The organism is Rhodococcus sp. ARP2 (assembly GCF_001029585.1).
In the GTDB taxonomy this organism is placed as follows: Bacteria; Actinomycetota; Actinomycetes; order Mycobacteriales; family Mycobacteriaceae; genus Rhodococcus_F; species Rhodococcus_F erythropolis.
Genome location: NZ_LEKE01000083.1, coordinates 19,894 through 38,782 on the forward strand (window position 1 = coordinate 19,894; position 18,889 = coordinate 38,782).

At 61.4% G+C, this 18,889-nt stretch carries 18 protein-coding genes; 11 read left to right on the plus strand and 7 right to left on the minus strand.

The features are described from left to right. Positions 1 to 3: 3 nt before the first annotated feature. The 7 genes from ABX74_RS21160 to ABX74_RS21190 are packed head-to-tail and all read right to left on the minus strand — an operon-like array spanning position 4 to position 8,068. Positions 4 to 897, minus strand: coding sequence for an acyl-CoA thioesterase (locus tag ABX74_RS21160; protein ID WP_047889701.1), 894 nt, complete (start codon positions 895 to 897; stop codon positions 4 to 6). Beyond that, positions 894 to 1,988: a CaiB/BaiF CoA transferase family protein gene (locus ABX74_RS21165; protein WP_020908984.1), complete on the minus strand. Its 1,095-nt coding sequence runs from the start codon at positions 1,986 to 1,988 to the stop codon at positions 894 to 896. The genes ABX74_RS21160 and ABX74_RS21165 overlap by 4 nt, the downstream gene beginning before the upstream one ends. Positions 1,989 to 2,039: 51 nt before the next feature. Beyond that, positions 2,040 to 3,185: an acyl-CoA dehydrogenase family protein gene (locus ABX74_RS21170; protein WP_041815228.1), complete on the minus strand. Its 1,146-nt coding sequence runs from the start codon at positions 3,183 to 3,185 to the stop codon at positions 2,040 to 2,042. A gap of 38 nt (positions 3,186 to 3,223) precedes the next feature. Continuing rightward, a complete protein-coding gene (locus ABX74_RS21175) occupies positions 3,224 to 4,756 on the minus strand; it encodes an acyl-CoA synthetase (RefSeq protein ID WP_047889637.1) in 1,533 nt (510 codons plus the stop codon). Between the two features lie 46 nt (positions 4,757 to 4,802). Beyond that, a complete protein-coding gene (locus ABX74_RS21180; protein ID WP_047889638.1) occupies positions 4,803 to 5,594 on the minus strand; it encodes an enoyl-CoA hydratase/isomerase family protein in 792 nt (263 codons plus the stop codon). Between the two features lie 17 nt (positions 5,595 to 5,611). Then, positions 5,612 to 6,769 carry an acyl-CoA dehydrogenase family protein gene (locus ABX74_RS21185; protein WP_020908988.1) on the minus strand — a complete coding sequence of 386 codons (1,158 nt, stop codon included), beginning with the start codon at positions 6,767 to 6,769 and terminating at the stop codon, positions 5,612 to 5,614. 39 nt (positions 6,770 to 6,808) lie between these two features. Further along, a complete protein-coding gene (locus tag ABX74_RS21190; protein ID WP_081098313.1) occupies positions 6,809 to 8,068 on the minus strand; it encodes an MFS transporter in 1,260 nt (419 codons plus the stop codon). Positions 8,069 to 8,500: 432 nt separating this feature from the next. Here ABX74_RS21190 and ABX74_RS21195 point away from each other — a divergent pair, with 432 nt between their 5' ends. The 11 genes from ABX74_RS21195 (at position 8,501) to ABX74_RS21245 (ending at position 18,888) form a co-directional block, all read left to right on the plus strand. Then, the gene (locus ABX74_RS21195; protein ID WP_047889640.1) at positions 8,501 to 9,685 is read left to right on the plus strand and encodes a lipid-transfer protein; all 1,185 of its coding nucleotides are present in this window, start codon (positions 8,501 to 8,503) and stop codon (positions 9,683 to 9,685) included. A gap of 1 nt (position 9,686) precedes the next feature. After that, complete coding sequence (locus tag ABX74_RS21200) at positions 9,687 to 10,142, plus strand: MaoC family dehydratase N-terminal domain-containing protein (RefSeq protein ID WP_020970674.1); 456 nt, start codon at positions 9,687 to 9,689, stop codon at positions 10,140 to 10,142. Further along, positions 10,139 to 10,519, plus strand: a complete 381-nt coding sequence (locus tag ABX74_RS21205) for a MaoC/PaaZ C-terminal domain-containing protein (RefSeq protein WP_020908992.1) — start codon at positions 10,139 to 10,141, stop codon at positions 10,517 to 10,519. Before ABX74_RS21200 ends, ABX74_RS21205 begins: the two co-directional genes overlap by 4 nt. Positions 10,520 to 10,548: 29 nt before the next feature. Continuing rightward, a complete protein-coding gene (locus tag ABX74_RS21210) occupies positions 10,549 to 11,352 on the plus strand; it encodes an SDR family NAD(P)-dependent oxidoreductase (RefSeq protein ID WP_020908993.1) in 804 nt (267 codons plus the stop codon). 29 nt (positions 11,353 to 11,381) lie between these two features. Beyond that, the gene (locus tag ABX74_RS21215) at positions 11,382 to 12,929 is read left to right on the plus strand and encodes an acyl-CoA synthetase (protein ID WP_020970676.1); all 1,548 of its coding nucleotides are present in this window, start codon (positions 11,382 to 11,384) and stop codon (positions 12,927 to 12,929) included. 25 nt (positions 12,930 to 12,954) lie between these two features. After that, positions 12,955 to 14,160 carry a TetR/AcrR family transcriptional regulator gene (locus tag ABX74_RS21220; RefSeq protein WP_047889641.1) on the plus strand — a complete coding sequence of 402 codons (1,206 nt, stop codon included), beginning with the start codon at positions 12,955 to 12,957 and terminating at the stop codon, positions 14,158 to 14,160. Positions 14,161 to 14,282: 122 nt separating this feature from the next. Further along, entirely contained in the window at positions 14,283 to 14,903 is a 621-nt protein-coding gene (locus tag ABX74_RS21225) for a malonic semialdehyde reductase (protein WP_020908996.1), read from the plus strand. Positions 14,904 to 15,219: 316 nt separating this feature from the next. Further along, on the plus strand, positions 15,220 to 15,867 hold the full coding sequence (locus tag ABX74_RS21230; RefSeq protein WP_019745160.1) for an ABC transporter permease: 648 nt from the start codon (positions 15,220 to 15,222) through the stop codon (positions 15,865 to 15,867). Continuing rightward, positions 15,864 to 17,075: an ATP-binding cassette domain-containing protein gene (locus ABX74_RS21235; protein ID WP_020908997.1), complete on the plus strand. Its 1,212-nt coding sequence runs from the start codon at positions 15,864 to 15,866 to the stop codon at positions 17,073 to 17,075. Before ABX74_RS21230 ends, ABX74_RS21235 begins: the two co-directional genes overlap by 4 nt. A 2-nt stretch (positions 17,076 to 17,077) precedes the next feature. After that, positions 17,078 to 17,896 carry an ABC transporter permease gene (locus ABX74_RS21240; protein WP_082148537.1) on the plus strand — a complete coding sequence of 273 codons (819 nt, stop codon included), beginning with the start codon at positions 17,078 to 17,080 and terminating at the stop codon, positions 17,894 to 17,896. Then, the gene (locus ABX74_RS21245) at positions 17,893 to 18,888 is read left to right on the plus strand and encodes a glycine betaine ABC transporter substrate-binding protein (protein WP_019745161.1); all 996 of its coding nucleotides are present in this window, start codon (positions 17,893 to 17,895) and stop codon (positions 18,886 to 18,888) included. The genes ABX74_RS21240 and ABX74_RS21245 overlap by 4 nt, the downstream gene beginning before the upstream one ends. Position 18,889: the final 1 nt, after the last annotated feature.

The window sequence follows — 18,889 nt, forward strand, 5'->3', positions numbered from 1 at the left end:
ATCCTAGGCCCGAGGCCACGGTGGCAGGTCAACTCGCCGCAAGAGGGACTCCTGGGCGACGGTTGCAGCCAAGACGCCGTCGCGTGTCCAGAAGTGGCCCGTCGAGAATCCCCGACCATCAGTGGCGGAGTTGCTTTCCTGAGCGAAGAGCATCCACTCGTCGGCCCGGAAGGGTCGGTGAAACCAGATCGCGTGATCGAGTGACGCCATCAGCACTCGCGAAGGTCCGACCATCAACGACCGGTGGGGCTGGACGTCGAGTGATGCCGTAGAGGCCAAAGACAAGTCCGACGCGTAAGTAAGCACACCAGCGTGGAACAACGGTTCGTCAGGAAAAGCGTGATTCGGTTTGAACCACACCGACTGTGCGACCGACCCCCGCTCGCGCTCACCCTCGTCCGCAACGAATCTCATGTCCATCGCGCGATGTGTCTTGTTGTCGCGGAACTCGTCGGCGCGCGCACTCGCCCAGCGCTCGTATGGATCGGGAAGGTCCTCCGGAGCAGGTACGACGGGCATCTCCCCCTGTCGATCGGTGCTGTCCTCCGGAAGTTTGAAGGACACGGACAGTGTGAAGATCGGCGTGCCCAGTTGCAGGGCAGTGACCTGACGGGACCAGTACGTACGTCCGTCACGAAGACGACCGACTTCGTAGGAGATGGGCTGCCGCGGATCGCCTGAGCTGAGGAAGTATCCGTGAAGGGAATGCACCACCGCAGTCGCAGGCGCTGTCCGGCCGGCAGCGGTCAAACCCTGCGCCGCGAGATGCCCACCGAAGATACGCCCGGGAGAACCTGCGTGACAGTAACCCTGAAATCTGTCGGAGCCGCGATCCTCCAGGCTCAGCAACGTGCGCAGATCGAAGGACTCGAGTTCTCGCGATTCGGTGAGCGTCACGTCCACAACGTCCCTGCATCGACGGCTTCAGCGGCGGGGGCCGACGGCAGACCCGGATCGGAGCGGGAAAATCGCGGCGCCGGACGATGCTGAGTGACCCCGTCCAGTTCCACGAGCGAACCACGCTGGGCAACATGGGGATTGGATGAGGCTTCCGCAAACGCCAGAACCGGTGTCGTGCATGCGTCGGTGCCGTCGAAGATCGCCGCCCACTCGTCGCGTGTCTTGGACGCGAACACATCGGCAAACACTTTCTTCGTTTGCGGCCATGCACTCTTGTCGTTCTGGCTCGGCAACGTCGCGGGATCAAGTCCCAAACCGGCCAGAAGTAGTGCATAGAACTGTGGTTCGACGGCACCGACTGCCATGTATCTGCCGTCGGATGTCTCGTAGGTGTCGTAGTACGGGGCCCCGGTGTCGAGCATGTTCACACCGCGTTCGTCAGACCATCGTCCGAGACCGCGGAAACTCCACATCATGTGTGACAGCGCCAGCGTCCCGTCGACCATGGCGGCATCGACAACCTGACCCTGCCCGGACTTCTGTCGCTCGAAGAGCGCGGCAAGTATTCCGAACAACAGAAACATCGAGCCACCACCGAAGTCTCCCACCATGTTGAGCGGCGGAACCGGACGCTCACCGGCACGACCGATCGCGTGTAGGACACCGGTCAGCGAGATGTAGTTGATGTCGTGCCCGGCAGCCTGCGACAGCGGCCCCTCCTGACCCCATCCTGTCATCCGGCCGTACACCAGGGCCGGATTCCGTTCCAGCGCAACATCCGGGCCGAGACCGAGCCGCTCGGTGACCCCGGGACGGAAACCCTCGATGAGCACGTCCGCACGCTCGATCAATCCCAGAACGATGTCGACGCCGGCAGGGTCCTTGAGGTCCACCTCGCAGAAACGACGCCCACGCTGGGTCTGATCCCGTGGCTGACCGGGGCCGGGGATCCGACCGGCGCGCTGAACACGGACGACGTCAGCGCCGAGATCAGCGAGCAACGTCGCTGCGTGGGGACCTGGACCGATTCCGGCAAGCTCTACGACGCGAAGTCCGGCGAGCGGTCCGCGGCCTGTGGTGGTACCCATGATTGTCCCTCGGTTTTCTCTCGTCTCGAAATATTTGTGTAAGTACGGGTTTCAGCCGAGCAACGACGGCAGCGCCCGGGCGAGGTTGCGTTCGTGAATCTGGGAGGCGCCCTCGTAGATGCGCAACGCACGCACATCCCGCCACATACGCGGTACCGGGTGATTGCCGACGATGCCGACCCCGCCGAGCACCTGCACCGCCCGGTCCCCGACCACCGACGCCATCTCGGTGCAGTACAGCTTTGCCGCGGCAATCCGATGACGCGGCGGCGTTCCGCGGTCGAACTCACGGGCGCAGTCGAGGATCATCGCTCGTCCTGCCTCGAGTTCCGCATAGCTGCGTCCGAGCATCGCCTGCACGGCACCGAACTCGGCCAAAGGTTGGTCGAACTGCTCACGAGAACCCGCGTATTTCATTGCCTCCGCGAGCATCCGAGTCGCCTGACCGACTGCGGTCGCGGCAACGTGGGTGCGAGCCTGGTTGATTCCGCGCATCGCGTGAATCATCCCCAAACCTGTTGCACCGCCGATCAACCGGTCGGCGCTCACCACAACGTCACGCAAGCTGATCTCGGCGACTGGGCCTTCGGCATGACCGTTCATCAATTCAGGCACCCGGGTCTCTACCCCCGGCGATTCCCGATCTACGAGGAAGGATGAAATCTCGCCGTCCGCGGTGCGGGCGAACACCACCAGAACATCAGCCCACGCTCCGTTGGTGATGAAGCGCTTCTCACCGTTGATGACGTAGCCGTCCGGGGTGTTGGTAGCGGTGGCGCGCACGGCGGAGGCGTCACTACCCGCCTGCTCCTCGGTGAGAGCAAACGCCATGACGCACTCCCCCGCCGCCATCGCCGGTAGATACTGTTCGCGCTGAGCGTCGGTGCCGTATTCGAGGAGGATCTGCGAAGCCAGTCCGATACTGGTCGAGAATCGGGAACGGTACACCGCCGATGACCGGGTGAACTCGAAAGTCAGCAGCACCTGCTGTTCGACGGTCCACCCCAATCCACCGACGCTCCTCGGAAGCGTGATGCCGAATAGTCCGATCTCGGCCATCCTTGTCACGAGGTCAGCGGGAACCTCACCAGCAGAGACCATTTCGTTCTCACGAGGAATGAGCTCATTGTCGGTGAAATCGCGGATCACCTGCCGATAGGCGTCGAAATCGAGGTCGCGAATCTGTGGGTCGATCACGGTTCTACTCCTGGAAGCATGTTGGGAAGATGGCTGTGTCACCGGTAGGTCTCACGCAGAGTGCGCTTGAGGATCTTCCCTACCGGCGACAGCGGGAGCGCGTCGACAAAATCGACCGACCGCGGCGCCTTGTACCGAGCTATACGCTCGCCGACAAAATCTCGGAGTTCATCACCGCTCGAATTGTTTTCAGGTGTGCGCACCACCACTGCATGGACGCGTTCTCCCCATTTGTCGTCGGGTACTCCGATGACCGCACAACTGCTCACACCGGGATGCTGGGACAGGGCGGCTTCGACTTCGGCACTGTAGACGTTCTCGCCGCCCGAGATGATCATGTCCTTGAGTCGGTCTACGAGAAACACGTAACCATGCTCGTCCATGAAGCCGAGGTCACCGGTATGCATCCATCCACTGCGCACCGCGTGCGCCGTCTCCGCCTCGTTGTTCCAGTAACCCATCATGACGTTCGAGCCCCGCACGACGACCTCACCGATATCGCCGCGCGGAAGCTCTGTGCCGGTTGCGTCGACAATCCGCACCTCGGTGTGTGGCGCAGCACGTCCCACTGATCGAAGTCGTTCCGGGTGATCAGGATTGCGGTGGTCGTCGTCGCGGAGAAGTGTTGCTGCCGGGGCCAACTCGGTCATTCCGTAGCCCTGGCGCAGTCGAAGATCAGGTGATCGTTCGATCAAGCGCCGAACCAGTGGTTCGGGCATCGGCGATGCGCCGTAGGTGATCGAGGTGAGACTGTCGATCGGCAGACCTGTCCGATCAGCGTATTCGAGCATCGCTTGCACCATTGTCGGCACGAGCAGAGATTGTGTAACTTCCTTCTCTGCAATGGTTTCGACGAGTTTCTCGACGGTGAAGTCCCCCATCAAAACGTGCACGGATCCGGTAACCGAGGCCTGGACCAAACCGGCGAAGGCTGCGAGGTGGAACAGGGGCGCCACGTGCAGGGAGCGGCCTGGCAGATTCGGCTCACCACTACCGGCAAGGACTCCGAGCACCGATGTCAGGATCTGGCCTGCGCTCAGCATGACACCTTTGGGGCGGCCTGTAGTTCCGCCGGTGTACATGAGCAACGCCAAGGCATCGGGATCTGCGTGAGTATCGGGAATCGGACCGTGCAGCGCCAAAGCAGAGTCGTAGTCGACCGTATCGCCGGGGAGATCCGCCGCACCGAATACGATCACGGTCTCCAGTACAGCGCACCGATCACGCAGTTCCAGCGCAGCGGGCAGACGCGGTCCGTCCACGAGAAGCACTGTGATTCCGGCATCTTCGATGTGAAATGCCATCTCGTCGGGACTCCAGCGGTTGTTCACCGGGGACGCGACCATCGACGCCCAGGCACAGGCGAAGGAGTATTCGATATACTCGAGACAGTTCGTGGCCAGTATTCCTACCCGGTCACCTCGTTCGAGCCCGTACGACGTGAACATACCGGCCAATCGCGCAACGCGACTCTCCAGTTGAGCGAACGTCAACTGGCGCTGCCCGTCAACGACGGCGATCGCGTCGGGTTCACGCTGGACCGACCGATGTAAACCCTGAGTCAAGTACATTCTCGTTCACTCTCCTGATCCCGATAACAATGTGTTCCAGTTCTTTTCAGCGGCCCGTGAAGTGCGGTACTCGTTTCTCGAGGAATGCCGAGCGCGCTTCCTCCACGTCTTCGGAATACGCGCACGTGATCAGCCGGTCGGCTTCGTCCATCAAGAATTCGGACAGCGGCCGCGACATCGCCGAATCGAGGTTCAGCTTTGCACCACGCACTGCCAACGGTGCCGAAACAGAGAGCCGCTGAACAATTTCCGTAGTCCTCGATTCCAGCGATTCTTCGGCGAAAGCCTCGTGAATCATTCCGAATGAGGCAGCGCGATCAGCTTTGATTCGTTCGGACAGCAGCATCAATTCCCGCGCCTTCGATGTGCCCGCTGCGCGGGTCAGCAACCACGCCATTCCCATGTCACCGGACATTCCAGCCCCCAGGAAGGCCGTGTTGAACATCGCATCGGCTCCGGCATAGCGAAGATCGCACGCCAGAGCGAGACTCAAGCCGGCGCCCGCACAGCCACCGCGAATCACCGCCACCGTAGGCTTGGGAAGCTGCACCAAAGTTGGGATCACCCGTGAAACATCAAGCAGGCGAGTGCGATCCTCTTGCTGTGAATCACCCCGCACTACACGGCTCGACCGATCACCGGACTGATCGCGACCGACCGAAAAGTTCCCTCCAGCGCCCGTGAGCACGACGACTCTCACGGCCCCGTCACCGGCCGCCGACGTAAGCGCGTTCTGCAGCTCGGTGAGCAGCGTGTACGTAATCGCGTTGCGTCGATCCGGTCGGTTCAGAGTCATCGTGGCGACACCGTCATCGACGTCGTAGAGAAGCTCTGCCATGGTTTCCCTCGATTCGTTCAGAACCCGGCCGCTTTGGCGATGATCGTCTTCATCACTTCGTTGGTTCCGCCGTAGATGCGCGACACACGGGTGTCCGCGTACAGACGCGCGATGGGGTATTCCAGCATGTAGCCGTAGCCCCCGTGAAGCTGCAAGCACTTGTCGATGACCTCGGCTGCCGTCTCGGTGCAGAACAGCTTTGCCTTGGCGGCGTCGGCAACACTGAGGTCGCCGGTCTCGTGTAATTCCAGAGCCCGGTCGACCATGCACTGAGCAGCCTCCACCTTGGCGATGCACTCGGCGATGACGAACTTGGTGTTCTGGAACTCCGCCACCGCCTGGCCGAACACCTTGCGGTCACGCACGTAGGCAGAAGCGAACTCGATAGCTCCGACGGCCGCGGCGGTCTGGGTGACCGCGATCATCAGTCGCTCCTGCGGAAGGTTGTTGGCCAGGTAACCGAACGCTGCGCCTTCCTCACCGAGTAGATCCTCGGCCGGCACCCGCACGTCGGTGAAGGAAAGCTCTGCCGTGTCCGAAGTGCGCATGCCGATCTTCTCGAGCTTGCGACCGACCTCGTAGCCTTCGCTCGACGTGTCCACTGCGAGGATGCTCAACCCGGCGCGACGGTTCTCTGCCGTCGGCGGTGACGTACGGCAGATCACGAGAACCCGATCAGCCTGAACGCCGCCGGTGATGAATGTCTTTGCGCCGTTGAGAACATAGTGAGTGCCGTCCTCGGACCGTTTGGCCGTGGTCTTGATGCCCGCCAGGTCCGAGCCGGTGCCCGGTTCGGTCATCGCGATGGCAGTCATCATGTCGCCACTGATGAAATCGGGCAGCCAACGCTGCTTCTGCTCTTCGGTTCCGTAGGTCAGGATGTATGGCAGGACCAGGCCGGTGTGTACACCGAATGCGCCAAAGCTGACTGCCGCACGAGCCGTCTCTTCGGTCAGGGCAGCCTGGAACTTGAAGCTTGTTTCACCCGCTCCGCCGTACTGCACGGGAACCGTCATTCCGAGAACGCCGAGCTTGCCGAGCTGGCGATAGAAGTCGCGGGGCACCATGCCCTCGCGCTCCCAATCGGAGAAGTTGGGCACTACCTCGGCTTCGATGAAGCTACGGATGACCTTGCGGAAATCCTCGTGCTCTTCGTTGAATACTGTGCGCTGCATTGTTTCTCCTGGATATTGTGAAATGAAAGTGAGTAGTGCTCAGCCGAGGATTCGCACCCGATCGCGGGTGGCGTTGACGGCGCAGAGCGCGATGACGGCACCGATGACAGTCGCGATTCCGAAGATCTGGAATGCGGTGGCGTATCCCTCGGCCGGGGTTGCGGCGCTGTCGACGATGACGCCGGTGAGGTAGGGAGCGATCAGACCGCCGGTGGCCATCAGAGCCATGAAAACACCCAGTACCGAGGCCATCTGCTGCGGCGGGCAGATTTCGGAGATCGCTGCGTTGAACTGCGGAATGATGACCGTCCCGATGCCGTAACCCACTGATACCACGAGCACCGCAACGATCGGAGTCTTGATGAACGGCATGCTGACGAGGGCAAGCCCACAGATCAGCAGGGCAATTCCGGGAACGATACCGCGCAGGATCCGAGAGCTGGCACCCCGCGCCATCAGCCTGTCACTGATCGACGTGCACAGGAACATGAAGAACAGTCCCGCGATGCTGGGAATGCCGAACATGGTTCCCGCCTGAACCCGCGAGTATCCAAGTCCCACTTCGAAGTACGACGGCAGCCACGTGAGCACCACCGTGATGAGAGCGTACATGGTGAACACCGCGGCAAGCGCACCGAGGAATGTCGGCGTGAAGAAGATCTTCGTCAGCGGCACCTTGGCGACAACCACCGAGTCTGTGGCCGTTGTGGTCTCCCGCTCGGACTTCCTGACCGGCCGCTGCATGTACGGCCCCTCTTTCCAGGTGAACAACCACAGGACGCACCAGACCACGCCGACCCCGGCAAGGATGATGAACGTTGCTCGCCACCCCCAACTGGCTACAGCCAAGGCCATCAGCGGCGCGATCGCAATCTTCGCGATAGAGGCACCGGAAGCCAGGAAAGCTCCTGGCAGACCACGCTTTTCCGCAGGATGCCACGAGTAGACACCCGTGTGAACCAGCGCACCCGCTGGTCCCTCGAAGAATCCGAGCATCATGCGCGTGAACAGAAGCATGCCGAAACCGGCAACCACGACGAGCGGGATCATCGACGCTGCCCACCCCAGTGAGAGCAGAACCAGCAACCACCGCAGCGACATCCACTTGTGCAGTACCCCGGCAAAGAAGCCACCGACGGTGAAGGCCAGGAAGAATGCACTGCCGACCAGTCCGATCTGTGCAGAGGTCAGCCCGAATTCCTTGGCCAGCGGCTGTGCAACCAGGCCGAAGACTGCCTTGTCAGCCCAGTTGACGACGACAAGGAGAACGAGAACTCCGGTGAGCCCCCATGCCCGCACTCGGGATTCCCCTACTTCTCGCGGTGGTGCGGCGGTGGGAAGAGCCGGCTTGCTCAACGTCATTCTCATCGATCCTCTCAGGCAAGTGCGACAACTGCGCCACGGAGTGAGCGCAATGCGAAACAGAAGCTGGGTGAACTGATCTCAGCACCGAAGTACTGGATGCGGGACTCGGAGACCGGTCCGGTGCGAACCTGACGTGGCCGCTTCGACCGTCAGGCACCTACTCTGTGACGCACGCCACCTTGCCGCCCAGAAAGTAAATCATCAATCGGCATGCTGACGCAATAGTCTCGCAAAATCATCCACACACCTCGGCGAACCATCGAAAATTGCAACGAAAGTCCCACGTAAAGACGCACTGTGATCCAGTAGACAAAACTCGAATCGTGGTGTTAAGTAAATTTCCATCCGATCAATTAGGAGACAATCGTGACCAGAAAAGTCCATGTTGCCGGAGTGGGAATGATCCCGTTCACCAAGCCGGGCAAGAGCGAGAACTACAACGTCATGGGAGAGACCGCCGCCCGTGCCGCCCTCGACGACGCCGGTATCGACTACTCGCTGGTCCAGCAGGCCTATGCCGGCTACGTTTACGGCGATTCCACTGCCGGACAGGCCGCCGTCTACGGTCTCGGGCTCACCGGAATCCCGGTCATCAACGTCAACAACAACTGCGCCACAGGCTCGTCGGCCCTTTTCCTCGCACGCCAAGCCGTCGCGAGTGGCGCCGTCGAATGCGCATTGGCTGTCGGCTTCGAGCAGATGAAACCCGGTGCGCTCAAGCGAGTTTGGGACGACCGCCCTGCCCCGATGTACCGTTTCGACGATCTGATGACCGAGATCCAAGGCGTCCACGACGCACCGCGCGCAGCCCAGATGTTCGGTGGCGCAGGACTTTCGCACATGGAGAAGTACGGCACCAAGCCCGAGACCTTCGCAAAGATCTCGGTCAAGGCACGTAAGCACGCGGCCAACAATCCCAACGCGGTCTTCCGTGATCTTCTCACCGAAGAGCAGGTACTGGAGTCACCGCACATCTTCGGCCCGCTCACTCGTTACCAATGCTGCCCACCCACCTGTGGTGCCGCTGCCGCTGTCGTCTGCAGCGAAGAGTTCGCCCGCAAGCACGGGCTGGCGTCTGACGTAGTGATCGAGGCACAGGCCCTGACCACCGATACACCAAGCACTTTCGAGGACCGCGACATGATGAAGGTCGTCGGCTACGACATGACGGCTGCCGCAGCCTCGCAGGTTTACGAAGCCGCCGGCATCGGACCTGAGGACGTTCAGGTCGTGGAACTGCACGACTGCTTCTCCGCCAACGAACTCATCACGTACGAAGGTCTTGGCCTCACGCCCGAAGGTACTGCCGAGAAGTTCATCCTGGACGGCGACAACACCTACGGCGGACGAGTAGTCACCAACCCGTCGGGAGGCCTGCTGTCAAAGGGCCACCCCCTCGGCGCCACCGGTCTTGCCCAGTGCGCCGAACTGGTCTGGCAACTGCGCGGTCAGGCCGGCAAGCGGCAGGTCGAAGGAGCACGAATCGGACTGCAGCACAACCTCGGACTCGGCGGTGCGTGTGTGGTCAGCATCTTCAAGAAGGTGGGCTGACATGGCGCTCGATCCGTCCGTCGTCGGAACGATCATCCCGGGCCACGAGGCACTGGTCGAGCGCGGACGCCTGCGCTTCTTCGCCCAGGCCATCGGTGAGACCAACCCGATCTACGGAGACGTCGAGGCCGCCAAGGCTGCGGGGCATCGTGACCTGGTGGTACCGCCGACATTCCTGTTTTGCCTCGACATGGAAAAACCGGACCCGTTTGCCCTGGTCCGATCGCTGAAAATCGACATGAGGTACGTCCTGCACGGCGAGCAGTCCTTCGAATATCACGCACTCGCCTATGCCGGCGACACACTTGCCTACAACGGCAAGGTCACGGACGTGTACTCGAAGAAGAACGGCGCCTTGGACTTCCTTGTCCGGACCGCCGAGGTCACCCGCGACGGCGAGTTGATCGCCCGCCTCACCAACACCCTGGTCGTTCGAAACCCTAAGGCGCAGAAATGAAAACAGGAGACGTTCTTCCCTCCCTGGAATTGCCCGAGATCAGTCGCACCACTCTCGCGCTCTACGCCGGCGCTTCGGGTGACCACAACCCGATGCACATCGATCTCGACGTCGCTCGCTCCGGCGGAATGGACGACGTGTTCGCACACGGCATGCTCTCGATGGCCTACCTCGGTCGATTGCTGACCAATTACGTTCCGCAGGAACGCATCCGCACCTACAGTGTTCGCTTTGCCTCCATCACACCGCTGCACGCCAAGCCGACGTGCACCGGGACCGTCACCAAGGTCGAGGACGGCCTGGCCCATCTCGATATTGCCGTCACTCTCTCCGACGGCACCGTCACCCTGCGCGGCGACGCCGTCGTAGCCGCTTGAAAACTCTCTCTACCGAAAGGAACCCCGACATGGGCAAGCTCGACAACAGGACAGCACTCGTCACCGGATCCGGCCGTGGTATCGGCCGCGCCATCGCCATGAAGTTCGCCGCGGAAGGCGCGAGCGTCGTAGTCAACGATCTTGATCCGGGCCCGGCCAAGGAGACGGTCGAGGAGATCATCGCGGCCGGTGGCAAGGCAGTGGCGTGCGTCGGTTCGGTCACCGAAGAAGGTTTTGCGGATCGATTCGTCAACACCGCAATCGATACCTTCGGCGGCCTCGACATCATCGTCAACAATGCCGGGTTCACCTGGGACAACGTCATCCAGAAGATGACCGACGAACAGTGGGACACGATTCTCGATCTGCATCTGAAGGCACCGTTCCAGATCCTGCGCGCCGCTCAGCCCTACATCAAGGCCAATCCCACCGACTACCACCGCAAGGTTGTCAACATCTCCTCCAATGCCGGAGTGGTGGGCAATGCCGGACAGTCCAACTACGCAGCCGCCAAGGCCGGCATCATCGGCTTGAGCAAGACCCTTGCGCGTGAGTGGGGTCGTTACAAGGTCAACGTCAATGCCGTTGCATACGGTCTGATCAACACCCGCCTGACGGAAGCGTCGGCAGACGGTAACTCGACCATCGACGTCGAGGGTCGCGAAATCAAAGTCGGCGTCAACCCACAGCTCCTGGCGGCAGCCGAGCGGACCATCCCACTGGGCCGCGCCGGACGTCCGGACGAAGCGGCCGGCGCGGTATTTGCGCTCTGCCTGCCCGAAACCGACTACGTCAGCGGCCAATGCCTGGTGTGCGACGGCGGCAGTCGCTGACCTCACGTTTCCCGAAAGGAGCGGTCCCCATGTACTTGACTCAGTCTCTGCAACGATCAATGCAGCAACGCCCTGACCAACCCATGACCGTGTGTGGGGACCGTATCCGCACCTGCGCCGAGGTCGGCGGGAGAGTAACCCGTCTTGCGGGCGCTTTCCGTGACCTCGGTGTGCAGGTAGGCGATCGCGTCGCGATACTGTCGCTCAACTCCGATCGCTATCACGAGTACTTTTTTGCCACCTGGTGGATGGGAGGCGCTGTCAATCCGCTCAACACCAGATGGAGCGCTGCCGAGATCGCTTTTGCGCTGGACGATTCCGATACACGAGTGCTGGTCGTCGACGACACCTTTCTGCCGCTACTCGACGAGGTACGGGTGTTGTTCCCACAGCTCGCCGTAGTGATACATGCCGGCGAACTGCCGACGCCGGCCGGCGCTCTCGACTACGAGAATCTGATCGCCTCGAGCGAACCCACACCGGACCTGCGACTCGGCGGCGACCACTTGGCCGGAATCTTCTATACCGGGGGAACCAGCGGTCACCCCAAGGGGGTCATGCTCACCCACGCCAACCTCGTGACGTCGAGCCTCGGCGCAGTGGCCAGTAATCGAACGCCTGGTACCGACGGCCTGGCTCTGATCACCGCCCCGATGTTTCACCTTGCATCGCTGGCAAATTGGATCGGTCGTAACACTGTCGGGGCGACGTTGGTGATTCAGCCAAGTTTCGAACCGGCCACCGCACTGCGCTTGATCGAGCAGCACAAAGTTACGTCGATGCTGTTGGTACCCACGATGATTCAAATGCTGATTCGTCATCCGGACCGGACGAACCGGGACCTGTCCAGCATCCTGGCCGTGCAGTACGGTGCTTCCCCGATCTCCGAAACCTTGCTTCGGCAAGCGCAACAGGCTTTTCCGCAGGCAGCCTTCATGCAGGGGTACGGCATGACCGAGGCCGGACCCGGACTCACCAGCCTGAGCGCAGAAGATCACGTCGACGCGACCCGCCTGAAATCTGCCGGTCGGCCGATGGGACACGTCGAGATTCAGGTGGTCGACGAGAACGGAAACGAGCTTCCTCGCGGTGAGGTCGGCGAAATCATCGCCCGCGGCGGCAACATCATGTGCGGCTACTGGAATCGGCCGGAAGAAACACGATCGGCATTGCGCGACGGTTGGCTGTACACCGGCGACGGAGGCTACATGGACGAAGCCGGGTATCTCTTCGTCGTGGATCGGCTCAAGGACATGATCATCTCGGGTGGCGAGAACGTCTATTCGACGGAGGTCGAAAACGCGCTGGCCACACATCCGGACGTGATCAGCTGCGCTGTGATCGGCGTACCCGACGATCAGTACGGCGAGCGAGTCCACGCGGTCCTGGTCGTGCGTCCCGGGGTGTCTCTGACGTGCGAAGAAGTCCGCGCACACTCGAAGACGCTGATTGCCGGCTACAAGTCTCCGCGAAGTATCACCATCGTCGAGCAAATGCCCGTGTCCCCGGCTGGCAAGATACTCAAGAGAGAACTCCGCAGGCAGTTCTCCGACTTGGCAACCAGCACCATCACCTGACCACGCCACCGACCTCGAGGGCCCCATGACGATCGATACATCGGACGGCACACCTGCGGCCTCGCCGGACCGGCCGGCCGCGCCGAAAACGACCCCGAAGAAGACGCTGCGCCCACGCAACCGCAAGGCGCAGATCATCACCGTGGCTCGTGAACAGTTCGGCCGCTCGGGGTACCACAACGTCAGCATGGAAGGCATCGCGTCTGCGGTGGGCATCACCGCAGGCGCGCTGTACCGCCACTTCCCGAACAAGCAGGAACTCCTCGCGCAGGCGATGCTCGACGGCTCGTCTTCGATCCTCGCGATCCTCGACGAGGTCGATCGAACCGATTCCAAGGTGGTCTTCACGGCACTGGTTCGTTACGGACTCGACAACAACTTCCGTAGTCTTCTCTTCGATCAGGAGGCCCGTAACCTGACCCCTGAGCGCAGAACGGAGGCGCGTGCCGGAGTTCGGGAAGTCACGAGCCGGGTCGCAGTCGCCCTTCGACACGAGCGTCCCGACCTGTCGGTTCCCGATTCCGTCGTTCTGGGGTGGGCACTCACCAGTATCGCGTTCAGCCCCGCTCGACACCGCACGACGCTTCCTCGAAAGCGCTTCGAGGCTCTGTTAGCCAGGTTGTTCGATGTCGTTCGTACCGCTCCGGTCCTTCCCGAGGAGCCGGCGGCACAGCCGCAGCCGACTTCGAACTTCAGCCACACTTCGCGTCGCGAAAGTTTGATGGGCGCCGCAATCACGCTGTTCGATCAACGCGGCTACCGATCCGTGACAATGGACGACATCGGCAGCGCCGCCGGTGTTCCGAGTTCGAGCATCTACACCCATTTCGGAAGTAAAGCCGAAGTGCTGCAAGCAATTCTGGCCCGCGGGAACGAAACACTCCGGCTCGGCCTGGTCCAGGCTTTGAGGAACGCAGACTCACGGGAAGACGCGATTGCCCGCGTCGTGCATTCGTACACCAATTCGGTGATCTCACCTGACAGCGCGATTGCCATTCTCATCGAAGAAACAGCGAACTTGCCCGAAGAAGCGCAGGCCTCGACGCACATTGCACAACGCGAGTACATCGACGAGTGGGTACACCTGCTCGGTAACGAAACCGCGGATGCACGGGCGACGGTGTTGGCAACCATCAGCATGATCAACGACCTCACGCGCGTCCGACTCGAATCACGACAGTGCGCGATCGAGGATCTGGCGGTGAGGATTCTCGCCACCCAGACGGTCTGACTCGTCACTCCCCCACGCTGAACCCTACGACTGGTGCTACCGTATCCAATTACTTTCTTTTTACTAGCAACTAGCTTTACCGGGTAACGCTCGGATGAGCTACAACGGAAACGGAACCACCGATGTCACTCGACGCAGCCACCCCATTTACCGCACAGCAGCTCGACGCAGCCGGCCGTGAACTGCTCTTCACAGCAGCCCGCACGGCAAACTCCTTCTCCAACGAACCGGTCACCGACGACGAACTGACTGCGATCTGGGAGCTCGCGAAGTGGGCACCGACCGCGGCCAACACCAATCCACTGCGCGTGCTGTTCGTGCGTACGGAGGAGGGCAAAGCGCGCCTCGTCGAGCACATGTCCGACGGCAACAAGGCCAAGACCGCATCGGCGCCTGCTGTCGCGGTTCTTGCCGTTGACACCAAGTTCTACGAGCACATTCCGGCACTGTTCCCCATCCGTCCGGAGATGAAGGACTACTTCGAGTCCGACGACGCTGCCGCCACATCGAGCAGCAAGTTCAACGCCGCACTGCAGGCTGGTTACGTGATCCTCGCGATTCGGGCGCAGGGCCTGGTCGCCGGCCCGATGGCCGGCTTCGACGCCGACGGCATCGACGGCGAGTTCTTCGCGGACGGACGCTTCAAGACCACCCTGGTGGTCAACATCGGCCATCCCGGCGAGAACCCGTGGTTCGACCGTCTGCCGCGGCTGTCCAATGAGGATGCGCTCAGCTGGGCCTGAGGCCGACTCGTACAGTTCCCACAATGCGGGAGGGTTCTCCGGAGCCCTCCAGCATTGCTGTCTCGAGCGTTTGCTGTCTCCAGCACGTTTCAACTCCGCACGCAGTGGGTACCTACCCGCGTCCCGCAAAATCTCACGTCCAGAACAACATCCGACACGCTGCAATCGGAATTAGTTGCAGTATCTCAGTTTTTGGACGACAGTCGAGGGAAACCCCTCGGCCTACGGAGGCTGCGGGGAAAGCCCTTGTGCGCCGGTCGGTGTCGAGGGAAGACGTTCGAGCGAGCAGAAGTCCGAAGAAAGTGGGTTCGGAAATATGGGCGCCCTATGGGATTTTGTCGTTGCACGACGACAACAATTGATGACCGACTCGTACCTACATGTTTCAGCAGTTATCCAGTCCGTGATCATCGCGACGATTGCCGCCGTGATCATCGGCATACTCGTCTACCGGAGCCCGGCGGGATCCTCCATCGCTACGGCATTGGCCAGCACGATCTTGACGGTTCCTTCATTCGCCCTCCTCGGACTGCTCATTCCGATTCTCGGTCTCGGCGTCGCTCCCACGATCACCGCGTTGATCTTGTATGCCCTGCTCCCGATCATTCGGAACACGATCATCGGTCTGGATGCGGTCAACCCGGCGATCACGGACGCAGCCCGCGGTGTCGGAATGAATCGCATGCATGTTCTGAGTCGAATCGAGCTGCCGATTGCGTGGCCGTCGATCCTCACCGGCATGCGGGTCAGCACACAGATGCTCATGGGCATCCTCGCCATCGCGGCGTACGCCAAGGGTCCTGGTCTGGGAAACCTGATCTTCTCCGGACTCTCGCGTGTCGGTAGCCCGAACGCTGTTCCTCAAGCGCTGGTCGGCACCGTACTGATCGTCATTCTCGCTCTGATTCTCGACGGAATCTACGTCGTCATCGGTCGTCTCACTACTTCGAAGGGGCTGCAATGACTGAAACCATTCCGTCTGACGTATCTGCAGATCAGAAGGTATCCGGGGTCGAGATCGTTCTCGAATCCGTGACCAAGCGTTACCCGGGCCAGAAAGCTGCAGCGGTGGACAATGTTTCACTGACTGTTCCGGCCGGTGAGATCGTGGTCTTCGTCGGACCTTCGGGTTGCGGCAAGACGACGACGATGCGCATGATCAACCGTCTGATCGAACCCACCTCGGGCAAGATCACCATCGACGGCAAGGACGCGCTGTCCATCGACCCGGACAAGCTTCGCCGCGGCATCGGCTACTCGATTCAGCAGGCAGGATTGTTCCCGCACTTCACCATTGCGAAGAACGTCGCGACGGTGCCCGGCCTCATCGGTTGGGACAAGAAACGTATCGCAGCTCGCACCGACGAGATGCTCGACCTCGTCGGCCTCGATCCCGATACCTATCGCGACCGCTACCCTCGCCAGTTGTCCGGTGGCCAGCAACAGCGTGTGGGCGTGGCGCGGGCGCTGGCTGCCGATCCCCCTGTCTTGTTGATGGACGAGCCTTTCGGTGCCGTCGACCCGATCACCCGCGGCCTGCTGCAGGACGAACTGATGCGTCTGCAGTCGGAGTTGGGTAAGACCATCGTCTTCGTCACCCACGATTTCAACGAGGCAGTCAAACTCGGTGACCGTATTGCCGTGCTGGGCAATCAGTCCAGCATCATGCAGTACGACACTCCGGAAGCGATTCTCGCCAATCCCGCAAACGACATGGTCGCGGGATTTGTCGGGGCGGACGCCTCGCTCAAGCAGCTGACCCTGACACGCGTGCGCCAGATCAAACTCAAGCAGTGCCTCACCGCCCGCGAAACCGATTCGGTCGATGATTTGAGAACCGCACTCGCAGCGCGTAAGTGGAAGTGGGCCTTGATTCTCGATCAGCGTGGACGGCCGCTTCGCTGGGTCTCGCCCGGCCACCTCGCCCATGCGTCGACGCTTCGAGGTGTCGGTAACGAGATCGGCGAAGCCGTGTCCATCCAGTCCACCCTGCAGGATGCCTTGGAAGCTCTTCTCGCTGAAAGCAATGCGTCCACTGTGGTCACCGGACGGCGCGGCGAGTATGTCGGTCTCATCACCATCGACACACTGGTCAGCCATCTCTCCGAGATGCGCGAGGAGCATGCGCACGACCACGACGAAGAGCCAGACACCGAGAACGTCGAGGGTTGAACATGACTGCCACGACAGAGGAGCGCGTCTCCGCGCCTGCGATGGAACCGGACGCCCCCGATCTGGGTGCGGCCGAGAACGCCGCCACGCGCCGTGCGGAACGGATGCGACTGTATGTGCAACCGGTCATCGTCCTGATCCTGGTTGCGGGCGTGTTGATCTGGGCATTCAGCCGAGATCTCAACGCGACGCAGAAGGCGAGCATCAATCTCGACAACATCGTCACACTGACCTGGCAGCACGTACTGATCACGGCCGCCGTGGTCATCATCGTCGTCGCCATCGCGGTTCCACTCGGAACCCTGCTGACCAGGCCGAAATTCACCCGATTGGCACCGTTCTTCGTGGGAATAGCCAACATCGGAGCCGCGGCGCCTGCCATCGGCCTGCTCGTGCTGTTCTATCTCGCAACAAGAACGACGGGCTTCTGGATAGGCGTGTTTCCCATCGCGTTCTATTCGCTGCTCCCGGTGCTGCGCAACACCATCCTCGGCTACCAGCAAGTGGACAAGACCTTGATCGATGCCGGGCGCGGGCAGGGAATGTCTTCGCTCACGGTCCTGCGTCAACTCGAATTCCCGATGGCCGTCCCGTACATCCTTGCAGGACTGCGCACTTCGCTCGTTCTGGCAGTCGGCACCGCGACGCTGTGCTTCCTGGTCAGTGCCGGCGGGCTCGGCATTCTGATCGACACCGGATACAAGCTCCGCGACAACGTCACCCTCGTGGTCGGTGCGGTACTGGCGGTGTCGTTGGCCTTGCTGATCGACTGGCTCGGCGCGCTCGCCGAAACTTATCTCGGGCCCAAGGGATTACGATGACCAAGACTTCGATCACCAGAACGTGGGGCTGGAAAGTCGCGGTTGCCACGATCGGCCTCACACTTGTCGCTTCCTGTGGCCTCGAGTCCGGTGGCGCACTGCCCCTGGCTGTCGGTCCCGGCAGCATCGAGCCGGTTCCGGAGCTCGAGGGTGTGAAGATGACCGTCGGCTCCAAGGACTTCACCGAGCAGATCGTGCTCGGATACGTCATCGAATTCGCGATGGCCGCTGCGGGCGCAGATGTTCGAGATCTCACGAATATCCAGGGCTCGAACAGCACTCGTGACGCACAGTTGAACGGGCAGATCGACCTTGCGTACGAGTACACCGGGACCGGCTGGATCAACTACCTCGGCAACGAGACTCCGCTTCCCGATTCGCAGGCGCAGTTCGAGGCCGTCCGTGATGCGGACCTTGCTGCGAACGACATGGTGTGGACCGATCCGGCGCCGATGAACAATACGTACGCATTGGCGATGAGCAAGGAGACCGCTGAGAAGACCGGCGTCAAGACGGTTTCCGACTACGCGAAGTTGGTCGAATCCGATCCCGGCGCCGCAGTGACGTGCGTGGAGACCGAGTTCAACGTCCGCCAGGACGGATACCCCGGCCTGGCAGCGAAATACGGTTTCGACGCCTCGCGTGCTCAACGCCAGATCCTGCAGACCGGCATCATCTACCAGGCCACAGCCGACAGCGATCAGTGCAAGTTCGGCGAGGTGTTCACCACCGACGGTCGCATCATCGCACTCGATCTCGTTCTGCTCGAAGACGATCTGCAGTTCTTCCCGAAATACAATCCGGCATTGGTCATGAAAAAGGACTTCGCGGAAGCACATCCGGAGGTTGCCGAAGTCATGGCGCCGATCTCGGAGAAACTGACCAACGAGGTGATGACCGAGCTCAACCGGCAGGTCGACGTCGACGGCAAGGAGCCGGCGGACGTGGCTCGCGACTGGCTGGTCTCGGAAGGCTTTGTCACCGCTGAGTGAT